General features: G+C 58.3%; 17 protein-coding genes. 5 read left to right on the top strand and 12 right to left on the bottom strand.

All coding sequences use genetic code 11. From position 1 onward, the window contains the following. Nucleotides 1-331: 331 nt before the first annotated feature. The 6 genes from msrQ to CKW17_RS22865 all read right to left on the bottom strand — a co-directional run bounded on the left by msrQ (nucleotide 332) and on the right by CKW17_RS22865 (nucleotide 6,321). Nucleotides 332-955, bottom strand: a complete 624-nt coding sequence (gene msrQ / locus CKW17_RS22890) for a protein-methionine-sulfoxide reductase heme-binding subunit MsrQ (protein ID WP_095121824.1) — start codon at nucleotides 953-955, stop codon at nucleotides 332-334. Further along, complete coding sequence (gene msrP, locus CKW17_RS22885) at nucleotides 955-1,968, bottom strand: protein-methionine-sulfoxide reductase catalytic subunit MsrP (RefSeq protein WP_095121822.1); 1,014 nt, start codon at nucleotides 1,966-1,968, stop codon at nucleotides 955-957. The genes msrQ and msrP overlap by 1 nt, the downstream gene beginning before the upstream one ends. Before the next feature lie 63 nt (nucleotides 1,969-2,031). Continuing rightward, complete coding sequence (gene pssA / locus CKW17_RS22880) at nucleotides 2,032-2,889, bottom strand: CDP-diacylglycerol--serine O-phosphatidyltransferase (RefSeq protein WP_016983477.1); 858 nt, start codon at nucleotides 2,887-2,889, stop codon at nucleotides 2,032-2,034. Between the two features lie 148 nt (nucleotides 2,890-3,037). Further along, nucleotides 3,038-4,054, bottom strand: a complete 1,017-nt coding sequence (gene ilvC, locus CKW17_RS22875; protein WP_007909969.1) for a ketol-acid reductoisomerase — start codon at nucleotides 4,052-4,054, stop codon at nucleotides 3,038-3,040. A 48-nt stretch (nucleotides 4,055-4,102) separates the two neighbouring features. Beyond that, entirely contained in the window at nucleotides 4,103-4,594 is a 492-nt protein-coding gene (gene ilvN, locus CKW17_RS22870) for an acetolactate synthase small subunit (protein ID WP_003176102.1), read from the bottom strand. A 2-nt stretch (nucleotides 4,595-4,596) separates the two neighbouring features. Further along, on the bottom strand, nucleotides 4,597-6,321 hold the full coding sequence (locus CKW17_RS22865) for an acetolactate synthase 3 large subunit (RefSeq protein WP_034153917.1): 1,725 nt from the start codon (nucleotides 6,319-6,321) through the stop codon (nucleotides 4,597-4,599). Nucleotides 6,322-6,720: 399 nt separating this feature from the next. On the opposite strand from CKW17_RS22865, the gene CKW17_RS22860 reads away from it, so the two are divergent. Beyond that, nucleotides 6,721-7,137 carry a DUF4124 domain-containing protein gene (locus tag CKW17_RS22860; protein ID WP_095121820.1) on the top strand — a complete coding sequence of 139 codons (417 nt, stop codon included), beginning with the start codon at nucleotides 6,721-6,723 and terminating at the stop codon, nucleotides 7,135-7,137. A gap of 108 nt (nucleotides 7,138-7,245) precedes the next feature. Here CKW17_RS22860 and CKW17_RS22855 read toward each other — a convergent pair whose 3' ends face one another. From CKW17_RS22855 to mrcB, 3 genes are read right to left on the bottom strand one after another with little or no spacing between them, the layout of a single operon-like run. Then, complete coding sequence (locus tag CKW17_RS22855) at nucleotides 7,246-7,581, bottom strand: YqcC family protein (protein WP_095121818.1); 336 nt, start codon at nucleotides 7,579-7,581, stop codon at nucleotides 7,246-7,248. Next, complete coding sequence (locus CKW17_RS22850) at nucleotides 7,581-8,330, bottom strand: hypothetical protein (protein WP_095121816.1); 750 nt, start codon at nucleotides 8,328-8,330, stop codon at nucleotides 7,581-7,583. Before CKW17_RS22850 ends, CKW17_RS22855 begins: the two co-directional genes overlap by 1 nt. Nucleotides 8,331-8,346: 16 nt before the next feature. After that, the gene (gene mrcB, locus CKW17_RS22845; protein ID WP_095121814.1) at nucleotides 8,347-10,671 is read right to left on the bottom strand and encodes a penicillin-binding protein 1B; all 2,325 of its coding nucleotides are present in this window, start codon (nucleotides 10,669-10,671) and stop codon (nucleotides 8,347-8,349) included. A gap of 118 nt (nucleotides 10,672-10,789) precedes the next feature. Between mrcB and CKW17_RS22840 the strand changes: the two genes are divergently transcribed. From CKW17_RS22840 to CKW17_RS22825, 4 genes are all read left to right on the top strand, one after another. After that, the gene (locus CKW17_RS22840) at nucleotides 10,790-12,346 is read left to right on the top strand and encodes a bifunctional aminoglycoside phosphotransferase/ATP-binding protein (RefSeq protein ID WP_095121812.1); all 1,557 of its coding nucleotides are present in this window, start codon (nucleotides 10,790-10,792) and stop codon (nucleotides 12,344-12,346) included. 90 nt (nucleotides 12,347-12,436) lie between these two features. Then, nucleotides 12,437-12,781 carry a pentapeptide repeat-containing protein gene (locus CKW17_RS22835; RefSeq protein ID WP_095121810.1) on the top strand — a complete coding sequence of 115 codons (345 nt, stop codon included), beginning with the start codon at nucleotides 12,437-12,439 and terminating at the stop codon, nucleotides 12,779-12,781. 265 nt (nucleotides 12,782-13,046) lie between these two features. Then, nucleotides 13,047-13,319, top strand: coding sequence for a TfoX/Sxy family protein (locus CKW17_RS22830; protein WP_003228231.1), 273 nt, complete (start codon nucleotides 13,047-13,049; stop codon nucleotides 13,317-13,319). Nucleotides 13,320-13,335: 16 nt separating this feature from the next. Then, nucleotides 13,336-14,130: a Crp/Fnr family transcriptional regulator gene (locus CKW17_RS22825; protein ID WP_095121808.1), complete on the top strand. Its 795-nt coding sequence runs from the start codon at nucleotides 13,336-13,338 to the stop codon at nucleotides 14,128-14,130. A 232-nt stretch (nucleotides 14,131-14,362) separates the two neighbouring features. Here CKW17_RS22825 and CKW17_RS22820 read toward each other — a convergent pair whose 3' ends face one another. Genes CKW17_RS22820 through CKW17_RS22810 form a run of 3 tightly spaced genes read right to left on the bottom strand, consistent with a single transcriptional unit; the run spans nucleotide 14,363 to nucleotide 16,986 of the window. Beyond that, complete coding sequence (locus CKW17_RS22820) at nucleotides 14,363-15,214, bottom strand: ChaN family lipoprotein (protein ID WP_095121806.1); 852 nt, start codon at nucleotides 15,212-15,214, stop codon at nucleotides 14,363-14,365. A gap of 21 nt (nucleotides 15,215-15,235) precedes the next feature. Next, nucleotides 15,236-16,003: a heme ABC transporter ATP-binding protein gene (locus CKW17_RS22815; protein ID WP_095121804.1), complete on the bottom strand. Its 768-nt coding sequence runs from the start codon at nucleotides 16,001-16,003 to the stop codon at nucleotides 15,236-15,238. Then, on the bottom strand, nucleotides 16,003-16,986 hold the full coding sequence (locus CKW17_RS22810; protein ID WP_176470111.1) for an iron ABC transporter permease: 984 nt from the start codon (nucleotides 16,984-16,986) through the stop codon (nucleotides 16,003-16,005). The genes CKW17_RS22815 and CKW17_RS22810 overlap by 1 nt, the downstream gene beginning before the upstream one ends. Nucleotides 16,987-17,023 lie beyond the last annotated feature (37 nt).

Raw genomic sequence — 17,023 nt, 5'->3', positions numbered from 1 at the left:
TAAAGAGCGGTTGGTTAAGATCTTTCGTCTCAACCGAGGCGCGCATTCTACAGCAGCCTCATTTGCTGTCAAGTGATTATTTTCAGAAGCTTTCGAAGAATTCTTCAACAACTTCAACCACTTGCGCCTCCGATCTCTCGTCAGCGGGAGGCGAATTCTACAGCGTTACACGCTGCTGTCAACACCTCTTTTTCAACTTCCTTCTGGCTTCGATGAACTGAAGCAACCTGCTGCCGAAACCTACATAACTCATTGAATCTCAAGGAGTTTTCCGTTTCGACTGCGCCGGAAGTGGGGCGAATTATAGACACCTCAAATCTGCCGTCAACCGTTAATTTCGCTTTTCTTGCAAAACCTGCTTTTTAGCCAGCAAACGCGGGATCCGACGCATCACTGGCGGAATGCGCAGCACCAGAAGCACTACACCTATAAAGGCATAGATCGCCCACTCCTCGAGATCAGCACGCACGATCCACAGCATATGCAGCAAACCCAACCCCAAAATCACGTACACCAATCGATGCAACTTCTTCCAGCGCGAGCCCAAACGACGTTGACTGTAGCGATTCGACGTCACCGCCAGCGCCAACAATCCGAGAAATCCCAACGCCCCCACTATTATGTAGGGCCGCTTGCGCAACTCGACCGTCAGCTGCGACCAATCGAAACCCAGAATAAACGCCATATAGCTACACAGATGCAAAACCACATAGGCAAAACACCAAAGCCCCAATTGCCGGCGCACAGCAATCCACCCCGCCCAGCCGGTGAGTTTCTGCATAGGCGTCATGCTCAGGGTAATCAGCAACAACACCAACGTGCCCAGCCCCAAGCGATCGACCAACACCTTGCCGGGATCAGGCCCGAGTAAATCCTCAAGCGCTTGATACAACCACAGCATCGGCCAGATAGCCGCCGCAATGAATACGCCTATACGCCATAACGGAAATCGCATCAGTAGTTCTTCCGCAGATCGAGCCCTGTATATAAAGAAGCGACTTCATCCGAGTAGCCGTTGAACATCTGCGTATCGCGCACGTTGGGTTTGAACAGACTGTTCGGCAACCGTCGCTCCCGCGCCTGCGTCCAGCGCGGGTGATCAACCTTAGGATTCACGTTCGCGTAAAAACCGTACTCATCTGCCGCAATGCTTTGCCAAGTGGTTTTCGGCTGCTCGCTGACAAGACTGATGCGCACGATGGATTTAACGCTCTTGAAACCATACTTCCACGGCACCACCAGACGCAGCGGCGCGCCATTCTGATTCGGCAACTCACGGCCATACATGCCCACCGCCAGTATCGCCAATGGGTTCATCGCCTCATCCAGACGCAAGCCTTCTACATAAGGCCAGTCAATCAAGGCAAAACCAGAGCGCTGCCCCGGCATGCTCTTGGGATCCTGCAAGGTTTCAAAGCGAATGTATTTGGCTTTGGACGTTGGCTCAACCTGCTTGAGCAGCGCCGAGATTGGAAAGCCGATCCACGGAATGACCATCGACCACGCTTCTACGCAGCGCAGGCGATAGATTCGTTCTTCCAGTTGATAGGGCTTCATGAAGTCTTCCAGCGCATACCGCCCCGGCTTACCCACCTCCCCGTCTACCACCACACTCCACGGTTCGGTTTTCAGCGAACCGGCATTGGCTGCCGGATCACCCTTGTCGGTTCCGAACTCATAAAAATTGTTGTAGTGCGTTGCATCTTTATAAGGCGTGATCGCCTCATCCTTAACGTTGACCGCCCCCCATTGAGTAGAGGACAGCTTCTCGCTAAACCAGGCAGGCGCTTTGCCCGGCTCGACATCGGCATACCGCGCCGCATCGTCGGCATTGGCCCAGCGCGGCAGGCTGCTGACGGCGATACCGGCAGCAGTGGCCCCCAACAATTGGCGGCGAGAGAGATAAATGGCTTCAGGCGTGACATCCGACTCATGGCAGTCGGACGCTTTGGGGACTTTGATCAACATGGCAACTCCGCAGCTTTGGAGGACTGATGCACCCATAGACTGCGGAGTATGCGGGAAATTACATCACTCGGCTTTTTTGTGCCGACGAAGATGCAACAGGTACTGCACCGGGCCGGAAGCCGCATAGGCGAGGAACACCAGCAGCAGAATGCGCGGTGGATCGCTGAAGACCACGGCGAACACCAGCACCACCGCAAGGATCGCCACGAACGGCACGCGACCTTTCAAATCCAGCTCCTTAAAGCTGTTGTACTTGATATTACTGACCATCAGCATGCCGGCCGCCGCAACCATCAGTGCGACCAGGAACGACATCTTCGAACCTTGAATGCCGTAATCGCTGAACGCCCAGACAATACCTGCAACCACACCGGCAGCCGCCGGACTGGCCAGACCGATGAAATAGCGCTTATCAGCCGTACCCACCTGAGTATTGAAGCGCGCCAGACGCAACGCCGCGCCCGCTACATAGATGAAGGCGACCATCCAGCCAACCTTGCCCATGTCGCCCAGTGCCCAGCCGAATGCGAGCAGCGCCGGCGCAACACCGAACGCAACCATGTCCGACAGCGAGTCATACTCGGCACCGAAGGCACTTTGCGTATTGGTCATGCGCGCCACGCGACCGTCGAGGCCGTCGAGCACCATGGCGACGAATATCGCGATCGCGGCGAACGCGAAATACTTGCTCGCATTCGCCGAGTCGCCAGCGCTTAGAGCAGCCTGGGCGCTCATCGAGTTGATGATGGAGTAAAACCCTGCGAACAGGTTCGCAGTGGTGAACAGATTCGGCAGCAGATAGATACCACGATGCCGGACTTTACGACCTTCTGCGTCGTGCCCTTCTTCGATGTGTTCATCGATGGGCAGCAGGCTTTCGGCGTCAGAAGCCTTGTTCGGCTCTTCGGGACGTTCGCTCATGGACATTACCTTGCAACGGTTTGAAGAAAATTCGACAGATGCTTGAGGACGACAGTTCGGCCACAAACGCTGCAGCTTTATACCAGAACCACCGCCTCAAACGAAAAAACGCGGCCGAGGCCGCGTTTTTCGTACAAGGAACGACGACTTAGTTTTTGGCTTTGTCGACGATCTTGTTGGCACCGATCCACGGCATCATGGAGCGCAGTTGCTCGCCGATGACTTCGATACCGTGAGCGGCGTTGTTACGACGCTTGGCGGTCATCGAAGGGTAGCCGGTTGCGCCTTCGCTGATGAACATTTTGGCGTATTCGCCGTCCTGAATACGTTTCAGGGCGTTGCGCATAGCCTGACGGGATTCGGCGTTGATCACTTCCGGACCAGTCACGTACTCGCCGTATTCAGCGTTGTTGGAGATCGAGTAGTTCATGTTGGCGATACCGCCTTCGTACATGAGGTCAACGATCAGCTTCAGTTCGTGCAGGCACTCGAAGTAGGCCATTTCCGGCGCGTAGCCAGCTTCAACCAGGGTTTCGAAACCGGCTTTTACCAGTTCAACGGTACCGCCGCACAGAACGGCTTGTTCGCCGAACAGGTCGGTTTCGGTTTCGTCCTTGAAGGTGGTTTCGATGATGCCGGTACGACCGCCACCAACGCCAGCAGCGTAGGACAGTGCAACGTTTTTGGCGTTGCCCGAGGCGTCCTGGTAGATCGCGATCAGGTCAGGGATACCGCCGCCTTTCACGAACTCGGAACGTACGGTGTGGCCCGGTGCTTTCGGCGCGATCATGATCACGTCGAGGTCGGCACGCGGAACAACCTGGTTGTAGTGGATCGCGAAGCCGTGGGAGAAGGCCAGGGTGGCGCCTTTCTTGATGTTCGGCTCGATTTCGTTCTTGTACAGAGAGGACTGGAACTCGTCCGGGGTCAGGATCATGACCAGATCGGCCGCCGCAACAGCGGAAGCAACGTCGGTCACTTTCAGGCCGTGAGCTTCAGCTTTGGCAACGGTGGCCGAACCTTTACGCAGACCAACGGTAACGTCGACACCGGAATCTTTCAGGTTGCACGCTTGGGCGTGGCCCTGGGAACCGTAACCGATGATGGCAACTTTCTTGCCCTGGATGATCGACAGGTCGCAGTCTTTATCGTAGAAAACTTTCATGAATTTCCCCTTTATATCCAGGCCGTTCAGGCCATTCGCTAATTTGGTTTAGATGCTGAGTACTTTGTCGCCGCGGGCAATGCCGGTCACGCCGCTACGGACGGTTTCCAGAATCGATGCGGTGCCGATGGACTGAATGAAGCTGTCGAGCTTGTCGCTGGTACCGGTCAATTGAACGGTATACACGCTGGCGCTGACGTCGACGATCTGTCCACGGTAAATATCGGTGGTGCGTTTGATCTCGGCGCGCTGGGCGCCAGTGGCCTTGACCTTGACCAGCATCAGTTCGCGCTCGATGTGAGCGCTTTCCGACAGGTCCACCAGCTTGACCACTTCGATCAGCTTGTTCAGGTTTTTGGTGATCTGCTCGATGACTTCATCGTGACCAACGGTGGTCAGCGTCAGACGCGACAAAGTCGGGTCTTCGGTCGGAGCCACGGTCAGGCTTTCGATGTTGTAGTTGCGCTGCGAGAACAGGCCGACTACGCGAGACAAAGCGCCGGGTTCGTTTTCCAGAAGCAAGGAAATAATGTGCCGCATGATTAAGTACGCTCCGTCTTGCTCAGCCACATATCGCGCATCGAGCCGTCTTTGATCTGCATCGGATAGACGTGCTCGCTGGTGTCGACCGAAATATCGATCACGACCAGGCGATCCTTCATGGCGAACGCTTCTGCCATCTTCGACTTCAAATCTTTCGATTCGGTGATGCGTACGCCAACGTGGCCGTAGGCTTCAGCCAGCTTGACGAAGTCAGGCAGCGATTCCATGTAGGAGTGCGAGTGACGGCTGCCGTAGCTCATGTCCTGCCACTGACGCACCATCCCCAGAACACCGTTGTTCAGGATGACGATTTTCACTGGCAAGCCATATTGCAGGCAGGTCGACAGTTCCTGGATGTTCATCTGGATGCTGCCTTCGCCGGTGACGCAGGCAACATCGTCATCCGGGAAGCTCAACTTGATGCCCATGGCCGCCGGAAAACCGAAGCCCATGGTGCCCAGACCACCGGAGTTGATCCAGCGATTCGGCTTGTTGAACGTGTAGTACTGCGCCGCGAACATCTGATGCTGGCCCACGTCGGAAGTGATGAAGGCATCGCCCTTGGTCACTTCGCAGAGGGTTTCGATCACGGTCTGCGGCTTGATCATGCTGCCGTCGCCCTTTTCGTAAGGGAACAGGCCGCGATCACCGCGCCATTCATCCACCTGCTTCCACCAACTGGCCACGGACTCCTTGTTCGGGGTCTCGCCGATTTCCTTGAGGATCGCGACCATTTCGGTCAGGACGCTCTCGACCGGACCAACGATTGGCACGTCGGCCTTGATGGTCTTGGAAATCGAAGCAGGGTCGATGTCGATGTGGATGATCTTGGCGTTCGGGCAAAACTTCGCCGCGCCGTTGATCACGCGATCGTCGAAACGCGCGCCGACCGCGAGGATCACGTCAGCATGGTGCATCGCCAGGTTGGCGGTGTAGCTGCCGTGCATGCCGAGCATGCCGATGAACTGCCGATCAGTCCCCGGGAAACCGCCCAGGCCCATCAACGTGTTGGTCACGGGCAGGTTAAGCATTTTCGCCAGTTCGGTCAGCGGTGCGGAACCGTTGCCGAGGATGACGCCGCCGCCGGAATACATGACCGGACGCTTGGCCGCCAAGAGCATTTCTGCTGCCTTGCGGATTTGCCCGGAGTGACCGCGAACGGCCGGGCTGTAGGAACGCAGCTTGGCTTTCTTCGGGAAGATGTATTCGAACTTCTCGGCCGGGTTGGTCATGTCTTTCGGGATATCGACCACGACCGGGCCCGGACGACCGGATTGCGCCAGGTAGAAGGCCTTCTTCATGACTTCCGGGATTTCCGAAGCGTGCTTGATCATGAAGCTGTGCTTCACGATCGGCCGGGAGATACCGATCATGTCGGTTTCCTGGAACGCGTCGGTGCCGACCATAGTGCTTGGCACCTGACCGGAAATGATCACCATTGGAATCGAGTCCATATAGGCGGTCGCGATACCGGTAATGGCGTTTGTGGCGCCAGGACCGGACGTCACCAATACCACGCCGGCTTTACCGGTGGCACGGGCATAACCGTCAGCCATATGGGTGGCCGCTTGTTCGTGACGAACCAGGATGTGAGTCACTTCCGGTTCTTTGAACAGGGCATCGTAAACATGCAGGAGAGCACCACCCGGGTACCCGTAGATATATTTGACGCCTTCGTCACGCAAAAAGCGGACGAGCATCTCACCGCCAGATAAAAGCTCCACGTTGTTCACCTCTAAAACGCCAGAATACCGTCCACAAAAAAGGGGCGGGTCTTAATAGGTTTACTTCTCGGCAGAGCATGAGCGACGGTGGTCGCCGACTACGTCAGCACTGACTGAGCAAGTATTGGGATCGTCCCAAGTGTTGCGGGCCTTTCCCACCCAGCGCGAGGTAACGCGTTGCGGGTGTAACAGGTCGGCGCGGATGTGCGCCTCATGATCTACCGAGTGGGTCTGCTTCTGGCAGTCCCTCTACAGCGGACTTTGGATTCTTCTGTTTCGCCCTCTCCAAGTCAAGTCGTCTATGTGGTTAATTGTGGGTAAGCACATGAGAACGCAAGAAAAAACCTGAAAACCGCTACTCTGTTAGTGTCAATTGCGCAATTTTGCCAAGGAATCAGCATGCGAACGCTCCTCCTTACTCTGCTGATCGGCCTCAGCCCGTGGTGCATGGCCGCTCAAATCTATAAATGGGTCGATGCTCAAGGCGTCACGCACTTTGATGCGCAGCCGCCGCAGGGTCAGCCATCGACGACAATGCAGACGCCCTCCTCGCCTCCGCCGAAACCGGCGGCAATGCCGGGCAGTGGCGTGCTTGGTGATCAGAAGGCGATTGATGACAAGGTGAAAAAACAGGTCGCCGACCAACAGGCACAGCTCAAGCAGTTTTGCGAGCAAGCACGCACGAATCTGGCGCAATTGCAGAACAATCCACGATTGAGGGAGGAAGTAGAGGGACAGTTGCGGAGGCTGGATGATGCGCAGCGGCAGGAGCGCATTGTCGAGGCGCAGAAGCAAATCGCGCAGAATTGTGAATAGACACCTGTAGGAGCTGCCGCAGGCTGCGATCTCTTGATTTTGCTTTCAAAAACAAGATCAAAAGATCGCAGCCTGCGGCAGCTCCTACCTATCCGGTGTCAGTCTGGCTCAGCGCGAGGCAGTGATCAGCAGGTCAAACTCTTTGAGCAGCACCTGCAACTGACGATCCTTGCCACCCAGGTTGCGCTGGGCGAAGACCATTTCGGCCATTTCCTGAATACCCGAGGCATTCGGCAACGGCAGATCCTGCTCGAGGATCATCTTCATGCGAGGCAGGAAGATCCATTGCAGCCATTGCTCGAAGTCCAGCGTATCGACCGAAAACGGCTCGACACTGCTCAACGCTTCGGCCGACGGCGAAACTTCGTCCCACCAACCCTGAGTGCGCAGTTCACGCTCGATCAGCAATAGCTGATCGGCGATTCTCGGGAAACGAGCATCCATCACAGTGAAACCTTGGCCTTCTGACGGGCCTGAGCGGCGCCGGCGGAATCGCCTTGTTTCTCACGGGACTGGGCGATGATTTCCCACAGGCTGGCTTGCAGGTCCGGACGACCGTTAGCCATGGTCAGCGCACGACGAGCAAACTGTTCGGCTTGCGGCGCATCGCCTTGAGCCATGCGCACCTGCGCCAGACGATAAAGCACTTGCGGCTCACGCGGCGCAACGCGCTGTGCACGTTCAAGGCTGGAAGACGCACCGTTGAGGTCGCCGCCGGCCTGTTGCTGTTGCGCGGTGGTCAGCAAAGCGAGAACCGGGCCGTCAAGTTGCTCATCGGCCGACAAGCCGCCACCACTGCTGGCGGAAGGAATTCCGCTTGGCGTGGATGGCATGCTGTAGCTGCCCGTGTTGACCGGCGCCGAGTCAACCGCTGAAGGGTTGTACGGGCCCGCCGTGATACCACCGGATGCAGGGCCCGGCACGATCGGCGAAGAGCTGATGGGCGCGGACGTTGTTGCGCCGCCACCCGGCACCATGACCACCACGCCGGTATCGCCTTGCGGGATCGCTTGAGTTTGCGCTTGCGCAGGACGCTTGACCGTCGTTTGACGGAAACCGCCATTGGCCGAAATACGTTCGCTGTTGGACACCGCAGTACCGGAATCAACCACCGGAATCGAACCACGCTGTACGGTAGAGCAGCCGCTGAGCAAAGCCACGGCGGTCACCGCTGGAATCAACCACTTGTTCACTTGAAACCCTCTTTGCTTAATTCATCCAGCCCTTGACCCAATCCATCACCGACTCGCCGGAAGCAGGCGTTTCGCTTGCACAGGCGGCGCCGGGTGGCGGTTCGCTGCCGCGAATATACGGCATCTGCACCGCCCCCGGGCAGTTGGCATCGGAGCCCTGCCCGGTACGCGAATCGACCCATGCCTGCACGATGTTGTCCGGTTGCGGCATGTCCAGCGGCAGTGGATCGGCCTTGCGCATGAAACTGGTCCACACTTGCAGCGCACCGGTGGCACCGGTGAACGGCGTCTTGCCATTGTCATCGCGCCCCAGCCAGACCACTGCCAGCAAGTCCTGACTGAAACCGGCGAACCAGCTGTCACGGGAATCGTTACTGGTACCGGTTTTGCCGGCCAGTGTCAGAGTCTTGGGCAACACGTTATAAACCGAGCTGCCGGTACCTTCACGCATCACGCGCTGCATGGCGTTCTGGATCAGATAGATGGACGCCGGATCGAAACGCTGTTCGATCTGGAACGGATAACGCTTGAGCGGCTCGCCCTCGGCGGTCAGTACGCTACGAATCCCGCGCATCGGCGTGTTGAAACCACCGTTGGCGAGGGTCTGATACATGGTCGCGACTTCAATCGGCGTCATCCCACCGGCACCGAGCAACATCGACGGGAATGCCGGGAATTCACGCGTCACACCCAGACGACCCAAGGTCTTGAGCACATTCGGCACACCGACTTCCAGGCCCAGTCGCGAAGTCGACAGGTTATAGGAATGCGCGAGGCCCTGATAAAGGAACACGGTGCCGTGGGAGCGGCGGTCATAGTTCTGCGGTTTCCACACCTGACCGTTCGCGCCCTTGACCGACAACGGATCGTCCGACAGCCAACTGGTCAGGGTGTACTGGCTCGGTTTTTCCAGCGCAGTCAGATAAACCGCCGGCTTGATCAACGAACCGATCGGTCGCACCGCATCCAGCGCACGGTTGAACCCGGCATAACTGGCCTGACGGCTGCCGATCATCGCCTGGACTTCGCCGGTTTCCGGATTGGTCACGACCATCGCCGCTTCCACATCATCGGAGCCTTTACGCCCGGACAGACGTTTAAAGGTGTCGTTGACCGACGCCTCGGCCTTCATCTGCAGAATCGGATCGAAACTGGTGAAGATGCGCAGGCCTTCTTCGGTCAAGTCTTCGTCGCGGTAGTCTTCACGCAACTGGCGTTTGACCAGATCGATAAAGCCCGGGAACGAGCTGTCGGCCAGTTTGCCGCGCGTAGTCACGCCCAGCGGCATTTTCTTCGCTGCTTCGACCTGTTCGGCCGTCGCCACGCCTTGCTGCTCAAGCACGTCGAGCACCAGGTTACGCCGCTCCAGCGCACGCTCCGGGTTGCGACGCGGGTTGTAGTAGGACGGGCCTTTGACCATACCGACCAGCATCGCCACCTGATGCAATTTCAGCTCGGACAATGGCTGACCGAAGAAGAACTGGCTGGCCAGACCGAAGCCGTGCACCGCGCGCTGACCATCCTGCCCGACGAAGACTTCGTTGAGGTAGGCCTCAAGGATTTCCTTTTTGTCGTAATGCAGTTCCAGCAGCATCGCCATCATCGCTTCGGTGAGCTTGCGGGTCAGGCTGCGCTCGTTGGTCAGGTAGAAGTTTTTCACCAACTGCTGGGTCAGCGTACTGCCGCCCTGCGTCATCTTGCCGCCAGAGGTATTGACCCAGACTGCGCGGGCAATCGACTTCGGCGACACGCCCCAGTGGCTATAAAAGTCGCGGTCTTCGACAGCGATCAGGGTTTCGAGCAGATACGGCGGCACCTGATCGAGCTTGATCAGAATGCGGTCTTCGAGATTTTTCGGATAAATGCCGCCGATCATCAGCGGTTCAAGGCGCACCACGGACAGCTTCGATCCGTTGGTCGCCGACAGCTCAGCGACGTAATCGCCAGAGAAACGCACGCGCACCGGTTGCGGTTTTTCCAGGCCTTCATAGAACTGGAAGCCACGGGTATTCAGATCGACCGTATTGCCACTGACTGCTGCGGCGCCGGGGCCATTGCTCACGGCTTCGCGGCGATAGCCGAGGGCATCGAGTTCGGTAAGGAAGTCGTCCTTGCTGAGCTTTTGTCCGACGAACAGCTCGAGCGGGCGCGCGTAAACCTTGGCCGGGATGGTCCAGCGCTTGCCGGAGAACTTCTCCTGCACCACGGCATCGAGGTAAACGGCGAAGCCGGCCAGCACGACAAGGCCGACCAGACTGAGTTTAATGGCCCAGCTCAACCATGGGCTGAGGCCCTTGGAGGGTGGTTTTTTCTTGGTACGGGGGGATCGAGTTCGAGTCATGGCGGCGGATTATACGCACTTTATTCATCCTCAACAGGAGCGCTCCGAGGTTTGCGTCAGGCTGGCGAGCGGCCATAATGGCGACCTCGAATTTCCCCCAGTCTCTGAAGGATCGCCCGTGAGCCAGTCACTGATCGCTGCCCTGCAAAACCCGGCCCTCTACCCGCACCCTGTCGAAGGGTTTCAGGTCATCGAAACGCATATCTCGTGGGTGATCCTCACCGGCCCCTTCGCTTATAAAGTGAAAAAACCGGTTAACTTCGGCTTCCTCGACTTCACCGGCCTCGAATCACGCGCACATTTCTGCGCTGAAGAGCTGCGTCTGAACCAGCGCCTGACTGATGATTTGTATCTGGAAGTGTTGCCGGTAACTGGCAGCGTTGAAGCACCGCAACTGGGCGGCGACGGCCCGGCCATCGAATATGTGCTGAAAATGCGCCAGTTCCCGCAGACCGGTTTGCTCAGCACCCTGCAAGCCAACGGCGAGCTGACCACCCAGCACATCGACGAGATGGCGCAGCAGATCGCTCACTTCCACCTCACGGCGCCAAAAGTCCCCGCCGAACACGACGCAGGCACCCCGGACAGTGTGATGGCGCCGGTCTCGCAAAACTTCGAGCAGATCCTGCCGTTCCTCAGCGACAAAAACGATCTGCTGCAACTCGATGCACTGAAAGCCTGGGCCGAAAGCAGCTTCGAGCGTCTCAAGCCACTGTTCGCGCAACGCAAGGCCGAAGGTTTCACCCGTGAGTGCCACGGCGATATCCACCTGGGCAACGCCACGGTCATTGACGGCAAAGTGGTGATCTTCGACTGCATCGAGTTCAACGAACCGTTCCGCTTCACCGACGTCTGGGCCGATACCGGTTTCCTCGCGATGGACCTGGAAGACCGTGGCCTGAAATCCCTGGCTCGCCGCTTCATCAGCCAATACCTGGAGCAGACCGGCGATTATCAAGGTCTGGAAGTGCTGAACTTCTATAAAGCCTACCGCGCACTGGTTCGCGCCAAGGTTGCACTGTTCAGCATGCCGGCGGACGCGTCCCCGGTGCAGCGCGCCACCACCCTGCGCCAATACCGCAACTACGCCAACCTGGCCGAAAGCTACAGCACCATTCCTTCGCGTTTCATGGCGATCACTCACGGCGTTTCCGCTGTCGGCAAGAGCCACGTGGCCATGCGCCTGGTCGAAGCGCTGGGCGCGATTCGTCTGCGTTCGGACGTAGAACGCAAGCGTCTGTTCGGTGAGCAGACTGTTGCCAATGATGTGCAGGCCGGCATTTACAGCGCCGACGCCAGCGCCGCCACTTATGCGCGTCTGCATGAGATCGCGGAAGTGATCCTGCACGCCGGTTTCCCGGTGGTGATCGACGCGACTTACCTCAAACGCGAACAACGCGACAACGCGGCGAAGATCGCCGAAGCCACCGGCACGCCGTTCCTGATCCTCGACTGCAACGCGCCGCAAGCGGTGATCGAGAGCTGGCTGGCGATTCGTCAGGCGGACAAACAGGATCCGTCCGACGCCACACTGGCCGTGATCGAAGCGCAGCAGGCCAACCGCGAAGCGCTGACACCAGAAGAAATTCTGCGCAGCAAACGCGTGCAGACCAATGAATCCGGAACCCTGGACACCGTGGTCGCGCAGATCCGTCAGCGCTTGCCGGGCCTGTAAGAAACTATTTCGGCCGTGAAGCCCTCGCTTGCTTCACGGCCGCCAAATAGTGGCACTATACTGGCGTCATAAAACCAACGGTGATATGACATGAGCCAGCCGAAACTTCTCGACACCCCGCTATATGCCTTGCTGCACAAAGATGACATCACAGGTTTCAACAAGGAGCGTCCACAGGACGGCCCGATCAACATGGTCGGCGGCGATTTCCGTGGCCTCGATCTGCGTGAACTGAATGCCGATGGCGTGGATTTCAGGGACGCGTATTTCCGCTCGGCCGATTTACGCGGCATCGATTTCCGTAACGCATCGCTGGAAGGTGCAAGCCTGGCCCATGCGCAGATTTCCGGGGCTTACTTCCCACCGGAGCTGAGTGCCGACGAGATTCTGATGTCGATGAATTTCGGTACGCGGTTACGTTATCGCACCCGCTGATATAACCATCTAGCGCCTGCCCCTGTAGGAGTGAGCCTGCTCGCGATAGCGGTTTAACATTCAACACATGTGTGCCTGGCAGTCCGCTATCGCGAGCAGGCTCACTCCTACATTGATATGTGTGTTTCCCCCTCCTTTCTGCGTTCGCAGCCCTTTCTTAGAAGCGTTTGCGTTGAATCCGACCAAACAACCACGCTTTTCCTACTGATGGCTACACTCCTGAGAAGCTCGCCCACGCACCATTCGGCCGTCGCAAGGAGGCTTGATGAATGATGAACTGCAACACCTGAAGAATCTTGGCAAGACGTCGGCGCAATGGCTGCATGCCGTGGGCATCCACAGCGCCTCGGACTTGCGTCGCCTGGGCGCTGTAGACGCCTACCGGGCCGTGCGTACCCGCGGGTTTCGCGCATCGAAGGTGTTGTTGTATGCGATCGAAGGCGCGCTGATGGATGTGCACTGGAACGACATCCCCGCCGAACGCAAGGACGCCCTGAACAAACAGCTTGAAGCCATCTCCTCGCGCCACAAGAACTGAACGGGCATAGACCGTCATGTATTTACTGGGGGAACAATCGGCTCACGTCGATGCCTTGATCAACCGTTTGCAGAGCTTGCCCGCGCTGTGGCTGCGCGATCTGTTGCCTTGCGGGCCGGTTCTGCAACTTGAATCGACGGACGATCTGATACCGCAGTTACCCGCCGATCAGTTGTTTCTGCTCAATGACGGTGTGATCAATGGCTGCATCGGAACCCGGCCACTGTTTTATTGGCAGGAGGGCGATGTGATCGGCCTTCAGCAGGGAGACGACTGGGCGGATTGCCGCTTATGCAGTGAGGGCACGTTACGTTTGACGCCCTATCGACGTCCGGAAGTCTTCCAGCATTTATTTGCTGACTCTCGTCGGGCAGAACAGTTTCTCGAGTATCTGCTCGGGCAAGTGGCGATCCTTGCCCATGCTGTCGCGGAACTGAAGCCGCGAGAGTTTCGCAGTACCAACGGTTTTAAACGGGTTGAGGCGGGAGAAACACTGATCAACCAGGGTGACGCTGCTGACCATGTGTTTGTGATCATCGATGGGCATGCCGAGGCGTTTGTGGACGGACTTAAGGTGGGAGACGTGGCCAAGGACGAGATTTTCGGGGCCATGGCCGTGTTTACCGGCGAGCTGCGCAATGCCACGGTCATTGCCCGGGAGCCAAGTACGGTGATGCTGATTCCCGGTGAGCAATTCTTGAGCATGACCCGCACCAATCCAAAGATCGCACACAGCCTGATCGAGAGCATGGCCCGACGAATCGGCCAACTGAACAAGCAAGTCACCCAATTGAGCGCAAACAAAAGCTAAGGCCAAGCCCTTTGTTTTCGGGCCATTACGGCCATTTCCAAGTCTAATTCAAAGAAATGAGAAAACAGTTGTTGACGCGGTAATGAGAATCGCTATGATTATCACAACTGGTCGCGAGATCAGTCGATATTCTGAAAAGCCCTTGGTTCGGACTCTCAGATTATCTCCTCATCAGGCTAATCACGGTTATTTGACCCGGTTTTTACCGGGTCTTTTTTTGCCTGTGGAAAAGTCATTTGCCGAACTGTTTGCGCATCTGTTCGCAGTAATCCTGTTTTGGCGTAGCAGGCGTATACCAAACGTAATTGGCCATTGTTGCGGTCACTTCGGCGCCCTGCTCTGCCAGCATCAGCACTGTCGGTGACTCAGTGGCGCCCAAATCCACAACATGCAGCGGCACGCCAACATCCTTGCGCGCATGCCACGCACCGGCCAGCAACAGAGCAGGTTTCGGTGCAGCCAACAAGCGTTCGGCCATCCGCCGATCACGCTGTTGCTGAACGGCGAGCATTGCCGGCATCTGTGATTCGGGCAGCAGGCCACAATGGGAGTCGCTGATCTGTTCTAGCAAAACAGCTTTCACGGATGCTGTATTGCTGCGCTCCCCGTTAAGCACGGGCGGATCGCGATAGAAGGTGCGGATTTCAGCGCTATCCAGATTCGCCGCCAGCAGTGGATACGGCTGAGTCAGCGCGAAGCGGACAATGGGTCCATAGAGATTCCAGTCCCAGCCGTCCTCCCAGGCCAATGCGGCAGGGAAGTCCGCGGGCGGCGTTGCGGCCTGGCGCACTTGATCAACGCGAGGCTGCTGATCCGGCGTGAGCATTTCCAGTAGCAGACTGCCCTGCGGCCGCTGCTCACCGAGCGAGCGCAACAACCACAATTGCGCGGCGTGATGATCGGCGTTGTCATGCTGTTCACCGATAATCAGCCGTTCAGACTCGACAAGACGCGTCAGCAACTGCTGCGCCGTCAGCACTTCACCGCTGCGCAGATCGCGAATCTCGCCATTGATCGGCGGCGGCGCCAGAGCATGCTGACACCCCGCAAGCAACACCACCGCCAACAGCCACAAGCCACGCATGCCACCACCTCAATGATCCAGTCAGCGGGCGATAATCAGCGGATGCCCGCGCTCCGGGTGCGGCTGCACCAGCACTTCGAGACCGAACACAGCCTGGAGCGTGTCTGGACGCAAAACCTGCTGCGGTGTATCCAACGCCACCGGCCGCCCGCCCTCAAGCAGCAGAATGCGATCACAATAACGCGCCGCCAGATTCAGATCATGCAGGATCACCAACACCGCCGCGCCACGATCGGCAAACTCGCGCACAGCCTGCAGCGTCGTGTGCTGATGCAGCGGATCAAGCATCGAAGTCGGCTCATCCAACAGCAACGTCTGCCCGGCCTGACCCGGCCACAATTGCGCCAGCACCCGCGCCAGATGCACACGCTGACGCTCACCACCGGACAGCGCCAGATAACTGCGCCCGCTCAAGTGTCCGGCATCCGCCGCCGCCAAAGCCGCCGCAATGATTTCGTCGTCACGCACCCGACCGCTTTGATAAGGCAAGCGGCCCATGCCAACCACTTCTTCAACGCGAAAGGCGAAATCCAGGGTCGACACTTGTGGCAACACCGCCAATCGTTGCGCACGCTGCTGGCCAGTCCATTGACTCAATGCCTGCCCGTCGAGCGAAACCTCGCCCGCACTCGCTGCCAACTCACCGCACAAGGCGCCCAGCAAGGTACTTTTGCCAGCGCCGTTCGGCCCAAGCACAGCGAGCACTTCGCCCGGTTCAAGTTGCAGCGTTACATCGCTGAGCACTGCCTTGCGCCCACGCTGGATGTGCAAATTTTGCGCACGCAACATCAGGCGCGTCCTCGCAGCAGCAGATAAAGGAAGAACGGCGCACCGATAAACGCGGTGACGATGCCGATCGGCAACTCTGCCGGCGCCAGCGCCAGCCGCGCGACCAGATCAGCCAACAGCAACAGGCTCGCCCCCGCCAGCACCGAGGCCGGCAGCAATACCTTGTGGTCCGGCCCCGCCAGCAACCGCACCAGATGCGGCACCACCAGCCCGACAAAACCGATCATCCCGGCAGCCGCGACTGCCGCGCCAACACCCAGCGCCGTGCAGAACACCAGTTCACGCTTGAGCCGCTCGACATCAATGCCCAAATGCCCAGCCTCGGATTCCCCGAGCAGCAAGGCATTCAGCGCTTTGGCGCGACGTGGCAACCACAACGCCACGCCGGCGCTGATGATCAGCAATGGCCACAGCCGCGCGTAACTGGCGCCGTTGAGACTGCCGAGATTCCAGAAGGTCAGCGTGCGCAGGGTCGCGTCATCCGCCAGATAAGTGAACAGGCCGACCGCCGAACCGGCCAGCGCGGTCAGGGCAATACCCGCAAGCAACATGGTCGCCACATTGGTCTGACCGTTACGGCGACCGAGGCGATAAACCAGCGCCGTCACCCCGAGGCCGCCGAGGAACGCGCAGAGCGAAAGCAGATACGGCCCGAACCACTCCGGCAAGCCACCAAAAAACGAGCCACCGACAATCGCAATCGCCGCACCCAGCGCTGCGCCGCTGGAAACCCCCACCAGCCCTGGATCCGCCAGCGGATTACGGAACAAGCCCTGCATCGCCACACCGGACAGCGCCAGCACACCGCCAACCGCCAACCCGAGCAAGGTTCGCGGCAGACGAATCTGCCCGAGGATCAGCTCAGCCTGCTCCAGACCGTCCGGCGCTAGCGGCACACCGAGCATGCGCAACGCTGCGCGCAACGTATCAAACAGCGGCAGGCTCACCGGCCCCAGCGCCAATGACAGCCAGATCGCCAACAGACATAGAAGCGTCAGGCCAATGAACAAACCACGGGGT

The sequence above is a fragment of the Pseudomonas sp. Irchel s3f10 genome (assembly GCF_900187515.1).
Classification (GTDB): domain Bacteria; phylum Pseudomonadota; class Gammaproteobacteria; order Pseudomonadales; family Pseudomonadaceae; genus Aquipseudomonas; species Aquipseudomonas tensinigenes.
The sequence above is the reverse complement of the archived record's forward strand: the minus strand, read 5'-3'. Positions and strand labels throughout refer to the sequence as shown.

What these genes read in the sequence shown, in the direction of transcription:
- msrP (WP_095121822.1), bottom strand. Translation starts at nt 1,968, where the DNA reads ATGTTGATCAAAGTCCCCAAAGCGTCCGACTGCCATGAGTCGGATGTC.
- msrQ (WP_095121824.1), bottom strand. Translation starts at nt 955, where the DNA reads ATGCGATTTCCGTTATGGCGTATAGGCGTATTCATTGCGGCGGCTATC.
- pssA (WP_016983477.1), bottom strand. Translation starts at nt 2,889, where the DNA reads ATGAGCGAACGTCCCGAAGAGCCGAACAAGGCTTCTGACGCCGAAAGC.
- CKW17_RS22815 (WP_095121804.1), bottom strand. Translation starts at nt 16,003, where the DNA reads ATGTTGCGTGCGCAAAATTTGCACATCCAGCGTGGGCGCAAGGCAGTG.
- CKW17_RS22825 (WP_095121808.1), top strand. Translation starts at nt 13,336, where the DNA reads ATGTATTTACTGGGGGAACAATCGGCTCACGTCGATGCCTTGATCAAC.
- CKW17_RS22835 (WP_095121810.1), top strand. Translation starts at nt 12,437, where the DNA reads ATGAGCCAGCCGAAACTTCTCGACACCCCGCTATATGCCTTGCTGCAC.
- ilvN (WP_003176102.1), bottom strand. Translation starts at nt 4,594, where the DNA reads ATGCGGCACATTATTTCCTTGCTTCTGGAAAACGAACCCGGCGCTTTG.
- CKW17_RS22855 (WP_095121818.1), bottom strand. Translation starts at nt 7,581, where the DNA reads ATGGATGCTCGTTTCCCGAGAATCGCCGATCAGCTATTGCTGATCGAG.
- CKW17_RS22820 (WP_095121806.1), bottom strand. Translation starts at nt 15,214, where the DNA reads ATGCGTGGCTTGTGGCTGTTGGCGGTGGTGTTGCTTGCGGGGTGTCAG.
- CKW17_RS22860 (WP_095121820.1), top strand. Translation starts at nt 6,721, where the DNA reads ATGCGAACGCTCCTCCTTACTCTGCTGATCGGCCTCAGCCCGTGGTGC.
- mrcB (WP_095121814.1), bottom strand. Translation starts at nt 10,671, where the DNA reads ATGACTCGAACTCGATCCCCCCGTACCAAGAAAAAACCACCCTCCAAG.
- CKW17_RS22830 (WP_003228231.1), top strand. Translation starts at nt 13,047, where the DNA reads ATGAATGATGAACTGCAACACCTGAAGAATCTTGGCAAGACGTCGGCG.
- ilvC (WP_007909969.1), bottom strand. Translation starts at nt 4,054, where the DNA reads ATGAAAGTTTTCTACGATAAAGACTGCGACCTGTCGATCATCCAGGGC.